Source organism: Treponema sp. OMZ 803 (genome assembly GCF_024181165.1).
Lineage (GTDB): Bacteria > Spirochaetota > Spirochaetia > Treponematales > Treponemataceae > Treponema.
In genome coordinates this window covers 133,362-148,383 of record NZ_CP051195.1, presented here as the reverse complement: position 1 = coordinate 148,383, position 15,022 = coordinate 133,362, and the positions used below count along the sequence as shown (strand labels likewise).

Annotated in this window: 11 protein-coding genes; 8 read left to right on the top strand and 3 right to left on the bottom strand. The window is 43.2% G+C overall.

Going from position 1 to position 15,022, the window contains the following annotated elements:
• Positions 1-850: 850 nt before the first annotated feature.
• On the bottom strand, positions 851-1,828 hold the full coding sequence (locus ABH09_RS00640; RefSeq protein WP_253714811.1) for a helix-turn-helix domain-containing protein: 978 nt from the start codon (positions 1,826-1,828) through the stop codon (positions 851-853).
• A 201-nt stretch (positions 1,829-2,029) separates the two neighbouring features.
• Between ABH09_RS00640 and fusA the strand changes: the two genes are divergently transcribed.
• The 3 genes from fusA (at position 2,030) to ABH09_RS00625 (ending at position 6,158) form a co-directional block, all read left to right on the top strand.
• Complete coding sequence (gene fusA / locus ABH09_RS00635; protein ID WP_162662011.1) at positions 2,030-4,120, top strand: elongation factor G; 2,091 nt, start codon at positions 2,030-2,032, stop codon at positions 4,118-4,120.
• 10 nt (positions 4,121-4,130) lie between these two features.
• Positions 4,131-4,814, top strand: a complete 684-nt coding sequence (locus ABH09_RS00630; RefSeq protein WP_162662010.1) for a hypothetical protein — start codon at positions 4,131-4,133, stop codon at positions 4,812-4,814.
• Between the two features lie 285 nt (positions 4,815-5,099).
• On the top strand, positions 5,100-6,158 hold the full coding sequence (locus ABH09_RS00625; protein ID WP_253714810.1) for a hypothetical protein: 1,059 nt from the start codon (positions 5,100-5,102) through the stop codon (positions 6,156-6,158).
• Between the two features lie 43 nt (positions 6,159-6,201).
• Here ABH09_RS00625 and ABH09_RS00620 read toward each other — a convergent pair whose 3' ends face one another.
• A complete protein-coding gene (locus ABH09_RS00620) occupies positions 6,202-8,199 on the bottom strand; it encodes a hypothetical protein (protein ID WP_253714809.1) in 1,998 nt (665 codons plus the stop codon).
• Positions 8,200-8,413: 214 nt separating this feature from the next.
• Here ABH09_RS00620 and ABH09_RS00615 point away from each other — a divergent pair, with 214 nt between their 5' ends.
• The 3 genes from ABH09_RS00615 to ABH09_RS00605 all read left to right on the top strand — a co-directional run bounded on the left by ABH09_RS00615 (position 8,414) and on the right by ABH09_RS00605 (position 12,040).
• A complete protein-coding gene (locus ABH09_RS00615; protein WP_253714808.1) occupies positions 8,414-9,880 on the top strand; it encodes a tetratricopeptide repeat protein in 1,467 nt (488 codons plus the stop codon).
• 9 nt (positions 9,881-9,889) lie between these two features.
• Positions 9,890-11,065, top strand: coding sequence for a TraB/GumN family protein (locus tag ABH09_RS00610; protein WP_253714807.1), 1,176 nt, complete (start codon positions 9,890-9,892; stop codon positions 11,063-11,065).
• Positions 11,066-11,344: 279 nt separating this feature from the next.
• Positions 11,345-12,040 (top strand): DNA alkylation repair protein, encoded by a 696-nt coding sequence (locus ABH09_RS00605; protein ID WP_253715798.1) that lies wholly within the window; start codon positions 11,345-11,347, stop codon positions 12,038-12,040.
• Positions 12,041-12,053: 13 nt separating this feature from the next.
• Here the strand turns inward: ABH09_RS00605 and ABH09_RS00600 are convergent, their stop codons facing one another.
• Entirely contained in the window at positions 12,054-12,728 is a 675-nt protein-coding gene (locus ABH09_RS00600) for a B3/B4 domain-containing protein (protein ID WP_253714806.1), read from the bottom strand.
• 191 nt (positions 12,729-12,919) lie between these two features.
• Between ABH09_RS00600 and ABH09_RS00595 the strand changes: the two genes are divergently transcribed.
• Both ABH09_RS00595 and dcm read left to right on the top strand, forming a co-directional pair.
• On the top strand, positions 12,920-13,639 hold the full coding sequence (locus ABH09_RS00595; protein ID WP_253714805.1) for a PmeII family type II restriction endonuclease: 720 nt from the start codon (positions 12,920-12,922) through the stop codon (positions 13,637-13,639).
• 68 nt (positions 13,640-13,707) lie between these two features.
• Positions 13,708-15,000 (top strand): DNA (cytosine-5-)-methyltransferase, encoded by a 1,293-nt coding sequence (gene dcm, locus ABH09_RS00590; protein ID WP_253714804.1) that lies wholly within the window; start codon positions 13,708-13,710, stop codon positions 14,998-15,000.
• The last annotated feature ends 22 nt before the right edge of the window (positions 15,001-15,022 follow it).

Below are 15,022 nucleotides of genomic sequence, written 5' to 3'. Positions count from 1 at the left end.
CGTGAAAATTGGCCAGGGCAAACGCATCAGGCTGTTTTTTTAATATCCCCGCAGAAAAATTGAGACTATTCAACCAGAACTGCCATGGATGGCAGTAGTTCCATACAGTAGCGATGTTTTGTGCACGCACAAAACTCGCCTTCAACTGATGTACATGGACGTACAACAGTTGAAGATGGTTCAAATGGTCTCACAGTCTCAATTTTTCCGCGATTTTTATCTATTCTGCCTGATGCGTTTACCCCTTTGATGGAAAAATGTGCGAAATTTTATGCAAAATTTCGCACAGAAGAGAGGCTTGAGGATAGACCTTCCGTTAGTCTTTTGGAATAGAAGGTACAGATGCTAGGAGCGCACAAAAAACACCCGCAGGCACGACAAAGAATGAACATCCGTGTACATTCTTTGTCTGCGAGTTCGCAGTGCGAACTCGATTCCGTTTGAAACCACTGCCATCCTTGGCAGTTTTGATACGCCGAGGATTTTCAAAAGCGGCACGGATGCCGTTGGTTCTAAGCAACAGCGATATTTTTTTGCTTTGCAAAAAAACTCGCGTGCAAATTTTGACACGGAAGTCAATTCAGAACGGACAAGGATGTCCGTGGTATTAGACAGACGCGATGTTTTGACGTAAGGCAAAACTCGCAGTCAAAAATGTACAAGGATGTACATTTTTGACGTTGCGTTAGGGATTGCAGCGATAGCCTTTTTGCTGCCAGAAGAAGTCACATGCAGTTTTCGACGTGAGGAGAAACACTGCTGAAATGATACAAACGCAGCAAAAAGCTATAAGCGTAAAGCCCGACGGGAACCGGAACGCCCAAAATAATTATCCATTACAAAGTATCAATTATAAATTATTCCGGCGGTATTCCCGCGGAGAATATCCGAATGTATTCTTAAAAGCGGAGGAAAACTTATTCGGGTTTTCGTATCCAATTAGGGAGGCAATTTCCGTAATCGATTTTTCCGTCGTGTGTAATAACTGCGCCGCTTTTTGCATTTTGTATTCTTTTTGAAAAGCATAAATCGGTTTTCCGTACACCGCTTTAAAACAGTCTTTCATTACCGTTAAACCGATGCCGTATTTTTGCGACAAATCTTTTAACCGCGGATTTTCGCTCCAGTGTTCCGTAATATCAGCTTTAATCGCTTTTATCTTTTTTATATATACTCCTGAAAAACAGGTATGTGCCGCAGACTGCTTTTGCGGTTTATAGTGCTGCAATAAAAACAACAGCTCTAAAACTTTCAGCCGCAAGTAGCCGTTTGTTGTATCAGAGGGAAAGCGGCAATCTTGAGATGCTTCATATAATTCATTGAATATACGGAGCAGCATTGGCGGTGTTTTAATAACTGCGCATTTATTGTCGGGACAATAGTTTTGCAGTAATGCCGGTAGATCAATGGATATGCCTTCGATAGTATTCTGAAAAACCGTACCTGTCTTTTTGACATCGATAATGATTGTGCAGCCGGTGTAATATCCTAACGGGAAAAAAGGCTTTTCCGTTTGAGCTTCCAAAACACCGATCGCGCAATCATCGTCTCCAAGGTAGGTAAAGTAACCGCTTTTATATTCGCATTCAAACCTGCCTGATTTGCAATAGGCTATTTCCAGAATATTCGGTACCGGCTCTTTTCGGTAATCACATGAGGACGCTTCAAAAGTTGTAAGTGCATAATCAACTCCTGAAAATAAATGAAAGGTTTTCATGCGCCCGTTCGGTGTATCGCAGTTGATAGCATATTCCGTTATCAAATTGGTATTCGATACAATAGCGGCGCGTGTTCCGTGCCATTCGGTTGCGTGTACACAAGATGTCATATTAGGCCTTCAATTTTTTTAAGAGTATATACAATCTCTATATATGTCAATAAAAAATGAATTTAAAAAACTTTACTCTTGCAATCAAAAACCGTTTCCTGTATAATTTATAATCTTGCTTATAGGCAGTTTACGAAAATTGATATTTTTTAACTGCCGGTTTTTTGACGTAGAAATCTATAGAAATGAGGTAGAAGAATTATGAGTAGTGATATTTCAAAAATGAGAAATATCGGTATAAGTGCGCATATCGATTCGGGAAAAACAACCCTTTCAGAGCGTATCTTGTTTTATTGCGACCGTATTCATACCATTCATGAGGTACGCGGAAAAGACGGTGTCGGCGCCGTTATGGACAATATGGAATTGGAACGGGAGCGCGGTATCACCATTCAGTCCGCATCGACACAGGTAAAATGGAAAGATCACACCATTAACGTTATCGACACTCCCGGACACGTCGACTTTACTATCGAGGTTGAACGTTCCCTGCGCGTTTTGGATGGCGCTATTTTGGTACTGTGTTCCGTTGCCGGCGTACAGTCTCAATCTATCACCGTTGACCGCCAGTTGAAACGCTACCATGTCCCGCGTATCGCCTTTGTCAACAAGTGCGATAGAACCGGCGCCAACCCGTTAAAGGTACGGATGCAGCTGCGCGAAAAGCTCGGCCTGAACGCCTATATGATGCAGCTCCCGATCGGACTTGAAGATAAACTTGAAGGCGTTATCGACCTCGTAACGATGAAAGCGCTGTATTTTGAAGGAGACAGCGGTACCGAACTCCGTGTTGCCGAAATTCCTGCTCATCTTTTGGATGAAGCAAAAAAGTACCGCGAAGAAATGATTGATGCAGCTTCCATGTTCTCCGATGAGCTTGCGGAAGCATACCTCGAAGGAGCCGAAACGGAAGAGATGATCCGTGCAGCGGTACGCGCCGGTACGTTAAAAGAAGCTTTTGTACCGGTGTTCCTCGGTTCAGCCTATAAAAACAAAGGTATCCAGCCCTTGCTCGATGCCGTTACCTACTACTTGCCCAATCCGACGGAGATTACCAACAAGGCACTCAATTTGGATAAAAACGAAGAGCCGGTTGTATTGACTTCCAACCCTGACGATCCGGTTGTTTCACTCGGCTTTAAGCTGGAAGACGGAAAATACGGTCAGTTGACGTATGTGCGTATCTATCAGGGAACGCTAAAAAAGGGCGGCGAACTGTACAATACCCGTTCACGTAAAAAGTTTAAGGTCGGACGTCTTGTCCGTATGAACTCCGCCGAAATGGAAGATATTACCGAAGGCGGCCCGGGAGACATCGTCGCGCTCTTCGGTATCGAATGCGCATCAGGCGATACGTTCTGCGGCGGAGACCTTAACTACGCGATGAGCTCGATGTTCGTGCCGGATCCGGTTATTTCGCTGTCGGTTACCCCCAAAGATAAGAAATCCGCCGACCAAATGGGCAAGGCGTTGAACCGCTTTACCAAAGAAGACCCCACGTTCCGCACGTATGTAGACCCCGAATCGAACGAAACGATTATTCAGGGTATGGGCGAACTTCACTTGGATGTATACATTGAACGAATGCGCCGCGAATACAAGTGCGAAGTAGAAACCGGTATGCCGCAGGTTGCCTACCGCGAAGCGATCAGCCAGCGTGCGGACTTTAACTACACCCATAAAAAGCAGACGGGCGGTTCCGGTCAGTTCGGCCGTGTTGCAGGCTTTATCGAACCTACCTCCGAGCAAGACTACGAGTTTGTCGATCAGATTAAGGGCGGCGCCATTCCTTCGGAATTTATTCCGTCTTGCGATAAGGGCTTTAGAGCGGCCGTTAAGAAGGGCACGCTGATCGGCTTCCCGATTGTCGGCGTACGGGTTACCATCAACGACGGTCAAACACACCCGGTAGACTCTTCCGATATGGCATTCCAAGCTGCAGCTATCGGCGCTTTCCGCGAAGCGTATAAAAAAGCCAATCCGATTGTGCTTGAACCGATTATGAAGGTTTCTATTGAAGGCCCGCAGGAATTCCAAGGAAATATCTTTGGACTTATTAACCAACGTCGTGGTATAATATTAGCATCCACTGAGGATGAACAGTTTACCCGTGTCGATGCGGAAGTCCCGTTAAGCGAAATGTTCGGTTTTTCAACCATTTTGCGCTCTTCAACGCAGGGTAAAGCTGAATACTCAATGGAATTTGCGAAGTACGGCAAAGCTCCCCAGAGTGTTACGGAAGCATTAATTAAAGCGTATGAAGAAAAACGCAAAGCGGAACAACAAAAATAGGAGGCGGGAAATGGTTAAAGAGGATTTAATCGAACGCAGCGCTGTTCGTAATTTTGAAAAAGCGCTCGGAGGGGCGTTACAGCCGGGAGAAATCGGCATTGTAACGGCTAAAAGAGGCGTTGGAAAAACTTCCATGCTGGTTCAGCTCGGATTGGATCAGTTGCTGCAAGGTAAACCGATTGTACATATCTCGTTCAGTCAGCAAACCGATTATGCCATTACATGGTATAACAATATGTTTGACGAAACAGCTGAGAAAAAACACCTTGAAAAAGCTGCCGAATTAAAATCTGAGGTTATCGCACGGCGTATTGTTCTTAATTTTAATCAAGATATCGTACGTACAACCCAGATTATCAAAACCGTAAAAGCACTATTTGAAATCGGTTCCAAACCTTCCGCACTGATGATCGACGATTTTGATTTTTCAAAAGCGGTACCCGAAGCAATCCAGCAAATAAAAGCTTTTGCAAAAGAGACCGGCATGTTTGTTTGGTATACAGCTTCCGCAGACGTACGCGAAAAGGTTATCCACCCTGATCTGAAACCGTATGCCAATGATCTTGATGTTATCCTGTATTTGGAACCCGCACCGGAAGCAGTTAAAATCTATGCGCTAAAAGCCCGTGGCAAAGCAGACTTTGATACCGGCTGCAAGCTTGATACCAAAACGATGTTGTTAGCGGAAAAATAATTTTTCTTATAGCTCCAGCTAAGCGCACCGAGGCCATAAAGGCTATCGAAAAAGCCCTGTCGATTATATCGGCAGGGCTTTTTTTATGCAGTGACCATTTGAACCAACGGTTCAACTCTGGTTGAGCAGCCTCTCTTCTGCTGCGGGGTTGTTAAAAAATGTCTGATGCGTTTTCCCCAGCCCATTTTTGTTTTCCTCTTGACTCTTTGGGTATTATGGAAGGAAAGTTCTAAACATGAACCAACTCCATCGTTTGGGACACCTTAACAAAAGAGGAGGGCAAAAATGCCGAATACGACAAAACGTCCGGCAGGAAAAAATCATCCTGCGGATATCCAAACTGCCAATAACAGAGTAAAAAAATACATCTCCATTATAAGCGCTATTTTATTACTCTGTGTCGTTATTGGATGTAACGGACCCGTTAATAATCCAACACGAACACCAACTGCAAAAGGGGTGTATGCGCCGACAGATGTAAAGGCTGAACTTGACAGTAACACGGTTAATGGCATAACTATTTCGTGGACAGATACCGGCGCAGAAACCTACTGGCTGTATTACAACACACGCAACGATTCATCTACAGCTACTGTTTTAACTCGTTCGGCATATTCATCAAAGTATTCCACCACGCTATCGGCAACAGGGACGTACTATTTTTGGCTAAGGGCCGCCGACGATTTGACATCCTCAAGCAGTTTGAGCAGTTTTAGTAATGTTGCGTCATTATCGTTTACCTACACGACACTTCAAGTACCGGCGAACGTACAAGCGGAGCTTTCCCCGGAAAAGCTCAATACGATTACGGTGAGCTGGACTACAACCGGAGCAAAATACTACTGGGTTTATTATGGGACAACCAATAACACGGCATCTGCCATATTATTAAGCGATACGGTTTCATCAACAAGTTATTCTAAGAGTTTTTCGGCTTCCGGTACATATTATTTCTGGGTGAAAAGCGCCGACGGTTATAACAATACCGACCAGACAAGCGACTTCAGCAATGGTGTCAGTTGTACGTTAACGCACCAAGATTTACCGGTACCGGCAAATCTTACCGCTTCAAAAGAGGGCGCCGGAGAATATTCAGGAATAAAACTTACGTGGAATTCCACCGGAAGCGCTTGGTATCATGTATACTGGGGAACCACAAACGATAAGGCGGCGGCAAAAAAACTTGACTCTGTGGACAGCAATTCAAAAAAAGTGTATGCAGATATCCACAAGCTTGTTTCCGGTACAACGTATTATTTCTGGGTAAAAAGCGCCGACGGCAATAAAACAGATGATAATACAAGCGCCTTTAGCTCTGTTGCTTCATATACATGGACGGAATAAGGCATAAGATAGCCTGTTCCGAAACGGAAGTCTCGGAACAGGTTTACTCTGCATCCTCCGGTTGAGCGGGATTTTCCGGTTGCGGAACCGAAACAACCCCGGTTGTGCCCGCCGCTTGGTTAGAGGATGCTGCCTCCGTAGAAGGAGCGGCACCGGTGCTTGTATTTGAAACGGTAGCAGGCGGTGCCGGCCGCACGGAAGCAGACTCCTGCGGAGCCGAACCGAGCAAAAGGCGTATGGTTTCGTATTCGCTTTTATGTCTCATCTTTAAGTATAACGTTTTGCTGCCGGCATTGTACGCATAGCCCGAAGAATTATACATCTCGAAGCGAGCATCGCTTCTAAAGGGGATGCCGTACATTTCTATCCGGTAGAAAGGCCTAATACCGTGCAAGGTAAGATAGTGAGATTGCCCTTCCGGGAATCGGATTCGTAATACTAAGGTTTTTGAAGTGTTTTCTAAAACCTCGATGTTCTGTGCGCATGTCCATGCCCAAATACCGGCCTCCGCCTGTAAAGCAAGTGACTGGGCATGGGGATACCAACTGTTATCCGGCTTCAGCAGAGGATAGAGCGTGCCGACATCCAGCACATCACTGTCATCGGCCGTAATTACCAACTGTGTCGATTTACTGCCGGTTACGGTAAGTCCTACGGGCAACCCGGCCGATTCACCTGAGTATCTTAATAAAGAAGTTACCAGCATTCGTGCAACGGATTGCCATACCGAAGACTGCTCCGTTCCGTATCGCATCAATATCCGTGCAGAAGCTAAAGCGGCAACGCTGTCGATATACGTACCGTCATTACTCAAGTACAACCCTTCATCGATCAACAACAGAGCATCGGTAATTTTTTTCTCGCACACTGGCAGCAAATCTTCAAACAACGTTTTCCGTTCGGGGTAGTAATGCGTACAATCGAGCCATACTTCCAACACGCCCGCAGCCTGCCGTGCATTAAGCTGTGCAACATCCATCTTCTCTATCAACCGGAATAAACCTTCTATGCTGCGCTTAGAGCCGCGGTCGGTTAAAAACGGTATTAAGCCGTCTTGTTCAAAAATTTCAAGCGAATTATCCGTGATAAGCGCGGCGTACCGTTCCCTTTTTTTTGCATCGTCGGCAATCAATCCTACATGAGTTTCCTGCACATTATCATAAAAAGGATTTGAAAGGTATGTCCGTACGTTTCGTGCAAGCGTTTGAGCAGGGGCTGTTTCCATCGTTCCGGCAAATTTACCGCGCTGCCCCATCTCGGCAATATATGCTATCAACGTTTTCTCCGTTATCCGTTTAGACGAAAGTGCCTGCGTCCCTGCATGAACAACCGCCGAGGAAAAACTATTAAGCGCTGCCGTATAAGATTCCGCAGAAGCCTGTACCATCGATGGGATGGTTGTGATATCCAATTCTTCAAGCGGCAAATAGGTTTTGTAAGAGGCAAACGGTTGCCCCTTGGCAAGCACCAAATGAGGTTCTTCGAACTGTGCCGCCGTATCCTCTCCATCCGTGTCAAAACCGAAACTGCCGGTAAACGTATACTGTTTTTTACCGGAACGCACAAAAATCTTACCGTCTGCACGTTCAATACCGGCATTTTGAGTAATCTTCCATGGGAGCAATATTCTTTTTATTCCTTCGGGAAGTACAGCTTCGACCATGAGACTGTCAACATCGCCGCGTCTTTCTGAAAAAAATGAAATAACAACATCATCCGAACAATGTACCGAAAATCGCGCTTCCGCCTCATAAAATTGATATGCCAAAACGCGCAACGCAGAAGTGATATCCCCTTCGTCCACGGCATACACGGGATTTTGCTCACTGATATATAAATTCAGCCCATTCGAGACGACATGAAGGGGTAAAAGAGGAATCATTTTGCCCGACTCGGCACGTTCCTGCCTGCCCGTAACGGTCATAGACCCTAACGTTAAAGAAAAAGTTTGCCCTTTGGTAAACTGAAGAACAAAAATACCGAAAATAACACTACAATAAAGGACGGTATATGCAACTATTCTACCTGCAATATGCTTCATACGCTGTTAGTCTAATAAAAGGGGATAATAATTGCAACAGTAAAACCGCCACGGCTGACGGAAAGTTTTCTTATGATATACTGCTGTTGAAACCGTTTAACATAACCGCTAGACCAGATTGGAAAACTTGGGTAGACTAGCGGGGTTATGCAAAAGCGAAAGGCTTTGAGCAGTTTCTTTAGTTTTAGTTAATCACCGTTCCGTAGGAGTCTTCATGAAACATTTGTATAGAAGTATTTCAAAAAAAACCGTATGTATCTACCTTATAATCGGTATGCTTTTCTGTTTAAGCGCACAGGGAGCAAAGCCTCATACACAATCCAATCGGCAAGGGACCGAAAAATCCGCACGCTCCGACAATAAGGCGGAAGCCAAGGAGGAAATTCCACCGCGAGTCATATTCGGACAACAATTAAGTGCATTGTTAAGCGAGCAAAAATGGGATGAAGCTATCGCACTTTTTGACACTTTACCCGAAGAAGACAGAGCTTCTCTTTCCATACGGAATTTAAAGGTAGCCGTACTCATTTCAACCGGACGGATAAAGGATGCGGAAGCAACGGCAAAAGCATTGGAAAAGCAATATCCCAACGACCTCAATGTACTGTATACCATGACAATGGTTGCTCAAGCAAAAAACGACAAAAAAATGCGAAGAACATATTTAAAAAAGATATTAAAACTCGATCCCGATAACATACAGGCATTACAAGAAGAGGGTGTCGATTTATACGATCAGAGAAGCTATAAAGAAGCAGGAAAGATATTCAACAAAATTTTGCAAAAACATCCGAATGATATTCAAGCGCTTATTTGGTGTGGAAAGGTTTATTATTTAGATAACAAGATGCCGGAGGCGGAGCAATGCTACACAACAGTCTTGAAGTATCAGCCGAAGAACAGCCTTGCAATTGCCGAATTGGCGCGGATAAAATCGGAGACAAATCGTATGGCGGAAGCTATTGCGGATATACAAAAAGCAACCGAATTGGAACCCGATGCCGCTCCGCATTGGACGGATCTCGGTTCTTATAATCTACAAATAGGGAGAAAAGAAGAAGCCCGTGCGGCTTTTAAGCGTGCAATCGAACTTGTCCCCGATTCCTATTTTGTTCATATTTACCTTGCAGGATTAAATGACGACCTCGGCAACAAAGAAGACGCGATAAAGCACTACAAAAAAGTAACCGAACTCTACCCGCAATATTATTATGCGTATGAAGGACTCGGGATTTTATTGTTTGAAAAAAACGATTGGGAAGGCGCTCGCGCGGCCTTTGTGAATGCCCTGCGCTATGCTCCTACGAATACCTATTATGCGTTATCCGCAACGGTATGCAGCTATAAACTGAATAAAAAAGCGGAAGCAAAAGACTTTATGTCAAAATATCTTAAAACGATAGACCGTACAAAGCGCGAAACCGATTACTATCTTTGCCGCCTTTTTGTCGACTTTGCAGGCGATAGCGATGTCAATAATCGTATTACAAAAGAAAAGGACGAAACGGAGCGCTTACGCAAGTTCTTCTATTTAGCCGAATTTTATCGGCTTGCAGGAAAAGGTCATCTTGCCGAAAAGTTCCTGCTCGAAATTAAGACTACCCCAACTCCGACCTTTTTTGAATATCGACTTGCAATAAGTGAACTCACTACAAATCCTGATACCTCTACAAAAAAATAGGATAAGTCTATGAATCAAACATTGAAACGCATTACTTTAAATGATAAAGAAATCATCCTACTTGGAACGGCGCATATTTCAAAAGAAAGCATCGATGATGTTGAGCGATGTATTCACGATGAACACCCCGACTGCGTTTGTGTAGAATTGGATGAACAGCGATACAAAGCGCTTACCGATGAAAAGCGGTGGCAGGAACTCGATATTGTCGAAGTGCTGAAAACCGGAAAAGGTTTTTTGCTGCTTGCTAATCTCGTGCTTGCTGCTTTTCAGAAACGGATCGGCGCCGATGTCGGGGTTAAGCCGGGGGATGAAATGAAGGCGGCTATTACCGCCGCAAAAGAACTTTCGATTAAAACGGAACTTGTCGACCGGCCGATTCACATCACGCTCAAACGAGCATGGGCAAAGAACAACTTGTGGGGTAAGTCGAAGCTTTTGGCAACGCTGCTTAGCAGCGCTTTTTCTACCGAAAAACTCAGCGCGGATGAAATTGAAGCGCTGAAAGACAAAAGCGAAATGGACAGCATGATGGCGGAAATGGCGGAATATTTGCCGCAAGTAAAAGAAGCCCTCATCGACGAGCGCGATCGTTATTTGGCGACAAAAATATGGAATGCGGCAGGAAATAAAACCGTTGCGGTACTGGGAGCAGGACACCTTGAAGGCACCGCCGCCTATCTTGAAAAACTGCAAAACGGAACAGCGCCGAATGATGTAAGCGATATCGCAGACGTACCACCGAAGAGCGGTTTTGCAAAAATTTCCGGCTGGATACTCCCGGCGCTGATTGTGCTGCTTATTGCAGCGGGATTTATGAAAGGCGGCGTCGCAGCGTCAAGCGCGTTGCTGGTACGCTGGCTGCTCTGGAACGGAAGCCTTGCCGCACTCGGAACACTGCTCGCGCTTGGTCATCCGTTAAGCATCATCACCGGCTTCTTAGGCGCCCCGCTCGCAACCCTTAACCCGTTTATCGGAGTCGGCTTATTTACCGGCATTGTTCAAGCATGGGTGCGGAAACCGCAGGTCGCCGACATGGAAAACCTGACCACCGATGTAACGAGCATCAAGGGATGGTATAAAAACAAAATAGCGCACATCCTGCTGATCTTCTTTTTATCCAGCCTCGGTGGAGCAATCGGTAACTTTATCGCAGTCCCCGCACTGGTAAGCGGCTTATTATAAGGAAGCGTCCGGTACAATTGCCGTGGAGAGAATAATCAGAGCAACCGCACGGGACATTTTAAGCGGTTGCCTTCCTTGTCGTGCGAAATTTTATCTAAAATTTCGCACAGTTTATTTTAAAAAGAGGGTAATTGTACCGGACAAATAAACAGGCATCGCAGAAAACTAAAGATTAGGCAAGCATTTGAACCGCGAAGAGGTTCAACTCTGCTTGAATAGTCTTTAGTTTTCTGCGGGGTATCTAGCAAAGTGTCCGGTACAATTGCCGTGGAGAGAATGATGCGAGTACAGATCGAGACCATTCAAAGTAAGCTCTTGTCGATGCAAGATACGGCATATAGGGATTTTAATGCAAAACTTATTCCCACCGTTGATCCGAAACTCATGATTGGGATACGGACGCCTCTTTTACGGAAATTTGCGAAAGACCTGTTTAAGACGGAACCTAAGCAGGCTGCCGCTTTTATGCAAACCCTTCCGCATCGGTATTTTGAAGAAAACAATCTTCACGCATTCCTCATCGAAAATATCAAAGACTTTGATACCGCCATAACCGAAACGGAACGGTTTTTACCGTTTATCGACAACTGGGCAACCTGTGACAGTTTTGCACCGCGCCTCTTTAAAAAATATCCCAATGAGGTATATCAAAAAATTTTGCTCTGGATACGGTCGCCCCGTACTTATACCGTCCGGTACGCTATCAATCTCTTGTTGTCCAATTATCTTGATGAGCTGTTTAAACCGGAAATGCTCGACCTTGTTGCCTCTGTAAAATCGGAAGAGTATTACATCAATATGATGATTGCGTGGTATTTCAGTTTTGCGCTAATTAAACAGTACGACGCCGCGCTCCCCTATATCAAAAAGCAAACGCTTGCCCCCTTTACCCACAACAAAACCATCCAAAAAGCGATAGAGAGCCGCCGGATTTCTCCGGAAACAAAGGACTACTTACGGACGTTGAAAGTGTAGCAGTAGTGCCGTATTAGCCTTCGATAACCTGTATATCAAATTCCAGCTGAGGCATACACTCCGCTAAATCGCTTTGAATCCGTTTGAGCGCTTCTACACGCATTTCTACGGAAGTATTGGCATTTCCCTGAATAATAAAGATTGCGTTTTTTGTTTTGTCATCAAATTTATAGTTTTCCCCATCGCGGACATCCAACCACGCCATAATTCCTTTAAGGTCACGGTACATATAATCGGTCTTTGCAACATGCTTTTCCGTCGATAGGATAGGCAAGAACACATCTTCCTTTTTACTGACGGCAAATTCTATCTGTCCGTCTACCTTTCCAAGATCATGCCCGCCTATTGCCAAAAGCGAACGCAATGATTCGACATTATAAATGTCGATAACACTGTTGATATGCGGGATAGAACCACGGTGTTGAATGTTTCGGATAAGAGCCGGCACGGTCGGCATATATTTTTTGATGCTGCGCCCGACACTTTGCAGCATATTGGTGTATCCCTGAATGACAGGATGATTAAATATTTCATCAATATCGCACTTTAATGCCCATTCTTCCATTTCTTTTTGCTTTTTTAAAAATGCATCGGATAACGTCGCCTGTGGATCTACATTTTTTGCAATGCCAACCACAATGCTTTTAATTCCCAGTGCTGACATACTTTCGTCCATAATAAATTTCATAGCAGTTGTACCTCCATATTTTCTGCTCGGTATAAGTGAATTGATTAAACCTATTCGACAACGAAGTGATCGAACCGAATTATTATACCATTGACTTTAAGTTTTTTAAAGTAACCGCACGGCATACTAGAACAGACAATAAATAGATTTTTTGATACAATAAATTCAATTTTTCAGAGAAGGAGACTTTTATGGATATCAATAAGAAAGCGGAGATCCTAGAAAAATCAAAAGAGTGGTTTAAAACCAGTATAATGGAGCAACACCAAGTAAACACACAAAAACTAACTTCAATTAAAAAATTTAATGTGAATCCGTTTCTTGCATCCTATTTGGCTCATTTTCTTACCGGTAATGGAAAACCGGAAAGCCTTGCAAAAGCTTTAATTTATCCCCGTGTGCTTGGAACTTCAATAAATACAACGTTTGGCACAGGTATTCAAAAATTTACAACGGAGGTACTTTCCTCTTTTGCAAGTACGGCAAGCGGAATGGATATTGAATTTGACGATGCAATAGACGGTTCTCATAAATATTGTCAATTAAAAGCAGGTCCAAATACAATAAATAAGGACGATGTGGAAACGATTGCAAATCATTTTAAAAAAGTAAAACATTTAGCGAGAACAAATTCTTTAAAAATCGGATTTGATGATTTAATTGTAGGAGTTATTTATGGATCCCCTGAAGAATTGAGTACGCACTATAAAAGCCTCACAAAAGACCATGACATTTCGGTTCTTATCGGTAAAGATTTCTGGTATCATTTGACTGGCGAAGAAAATTTTTATTTTGAATTAATAAAGACTATTGATTCTGTTGTTTCTGCAAGCAACTTCAAAGACGAACTAGATGAAGTTATACAACAATTAGCACAGACACAAGAAATTATAGCTCTTTCCGAATCATAAGTTTCTTATAGCATTTATCTCTTGACAAGATAAAATAACCATACATAATGTTTCATAAGATGGTTACTATGAAAAGAGAATCAGAGGTATATTCCCTTAAACAATTTGCAGATTTACTATCTGTTTCCAAAGACACACTGAGGCGTTGGGATAACTCAGGAAAACTAAAAGCTAGGAGAAATGGAATTTCCGGATATAGATTTTATACGGAAAAAGAACTGAAAATTTGTGAACAATTAGAATTGTATTTACCGGATGTAAGAGATGCTGATAATACAGTAATTCCGAATAAGCATTATACATCTATAGAACTTTTTGCAGGAGCGGGAGGACTCGCACTTGGACTAGAGGAAGCAGGGTTGCATCATATCATGCTAAATGAAGTTGATCATGCCGCTTGTGAAACTTTGCGAAAAAACCGCCCTCATTGGAATGTTATTGAAGGCGATATTCATGATATAGATTTTTCGATATACCATGGAAAAGCAGATGTGGTAACAGGAGGGTTCCCTTGTCAAGCCTTTAGCTATGCGGGTAAAAAATTAGGTTTTGAAGATACTCGGGGAACTCTATTTTTTGAATGGGCGCGAGCGGTAAAAGAAATTCAACCTAAAATTTGTATTGGAGAAAATGTTCGGGGGCTACTTTCTCATGACAATGGAAAAACAATTAAAGGAATGACGGATGTTCTTACTGAACTGGGTTACACAGTTTTACCCCCCCAAATTTTAAAAGCGATTTATTATAAAGTTCCTCAAAAAAGAGAACGAATGATTTTAGTTGGCATAAGAAATGATATTTCAACCGAATTTTTTTATCCAAAACCAAGTAGACACATCTATACACTAAAAGATGCCTTAAAAAAAGGATCCTTATTTGATTGTGATGTTCCGGAATCGGAAGGAGAAAAATATCCTGAAAAGAAAAGAAAAGTTTTAGAATTAGTTCCTCCCGGAGGTTACTGGAGAGATTTGCCTATAGGAATTCAAAAAGAATACATGAAAGGTAGTTACTACTTAGGCGGTGGAAAAACAGGTATGGCGCGAAGGATTTCTTGGAATGAACCCTGTTTAACATTAACATGTGCACCAGCTCAAAAACAGACAGAACGCTGCCACCCCAATGAAACGCGTCCCTTTACTGTAAGAGAATATGCTCGTATTCAAACATTTCCTGACCATTGGGAATTTACAGGTTCAATGACAAACCAATACAAACAAATTGGAAATGCTGTTCCTGTAAATTTAGCAAAAGAACTTGGCTACTCTGTTGTAGATTTTTTAAATCGTTATTATCAAAGTCAACAAAAACAAACAATGCGTAAAAATATTGAATACAAGACAGAAAAAACTGCTATCTAATTATGTAGAATATTAGCCTCAA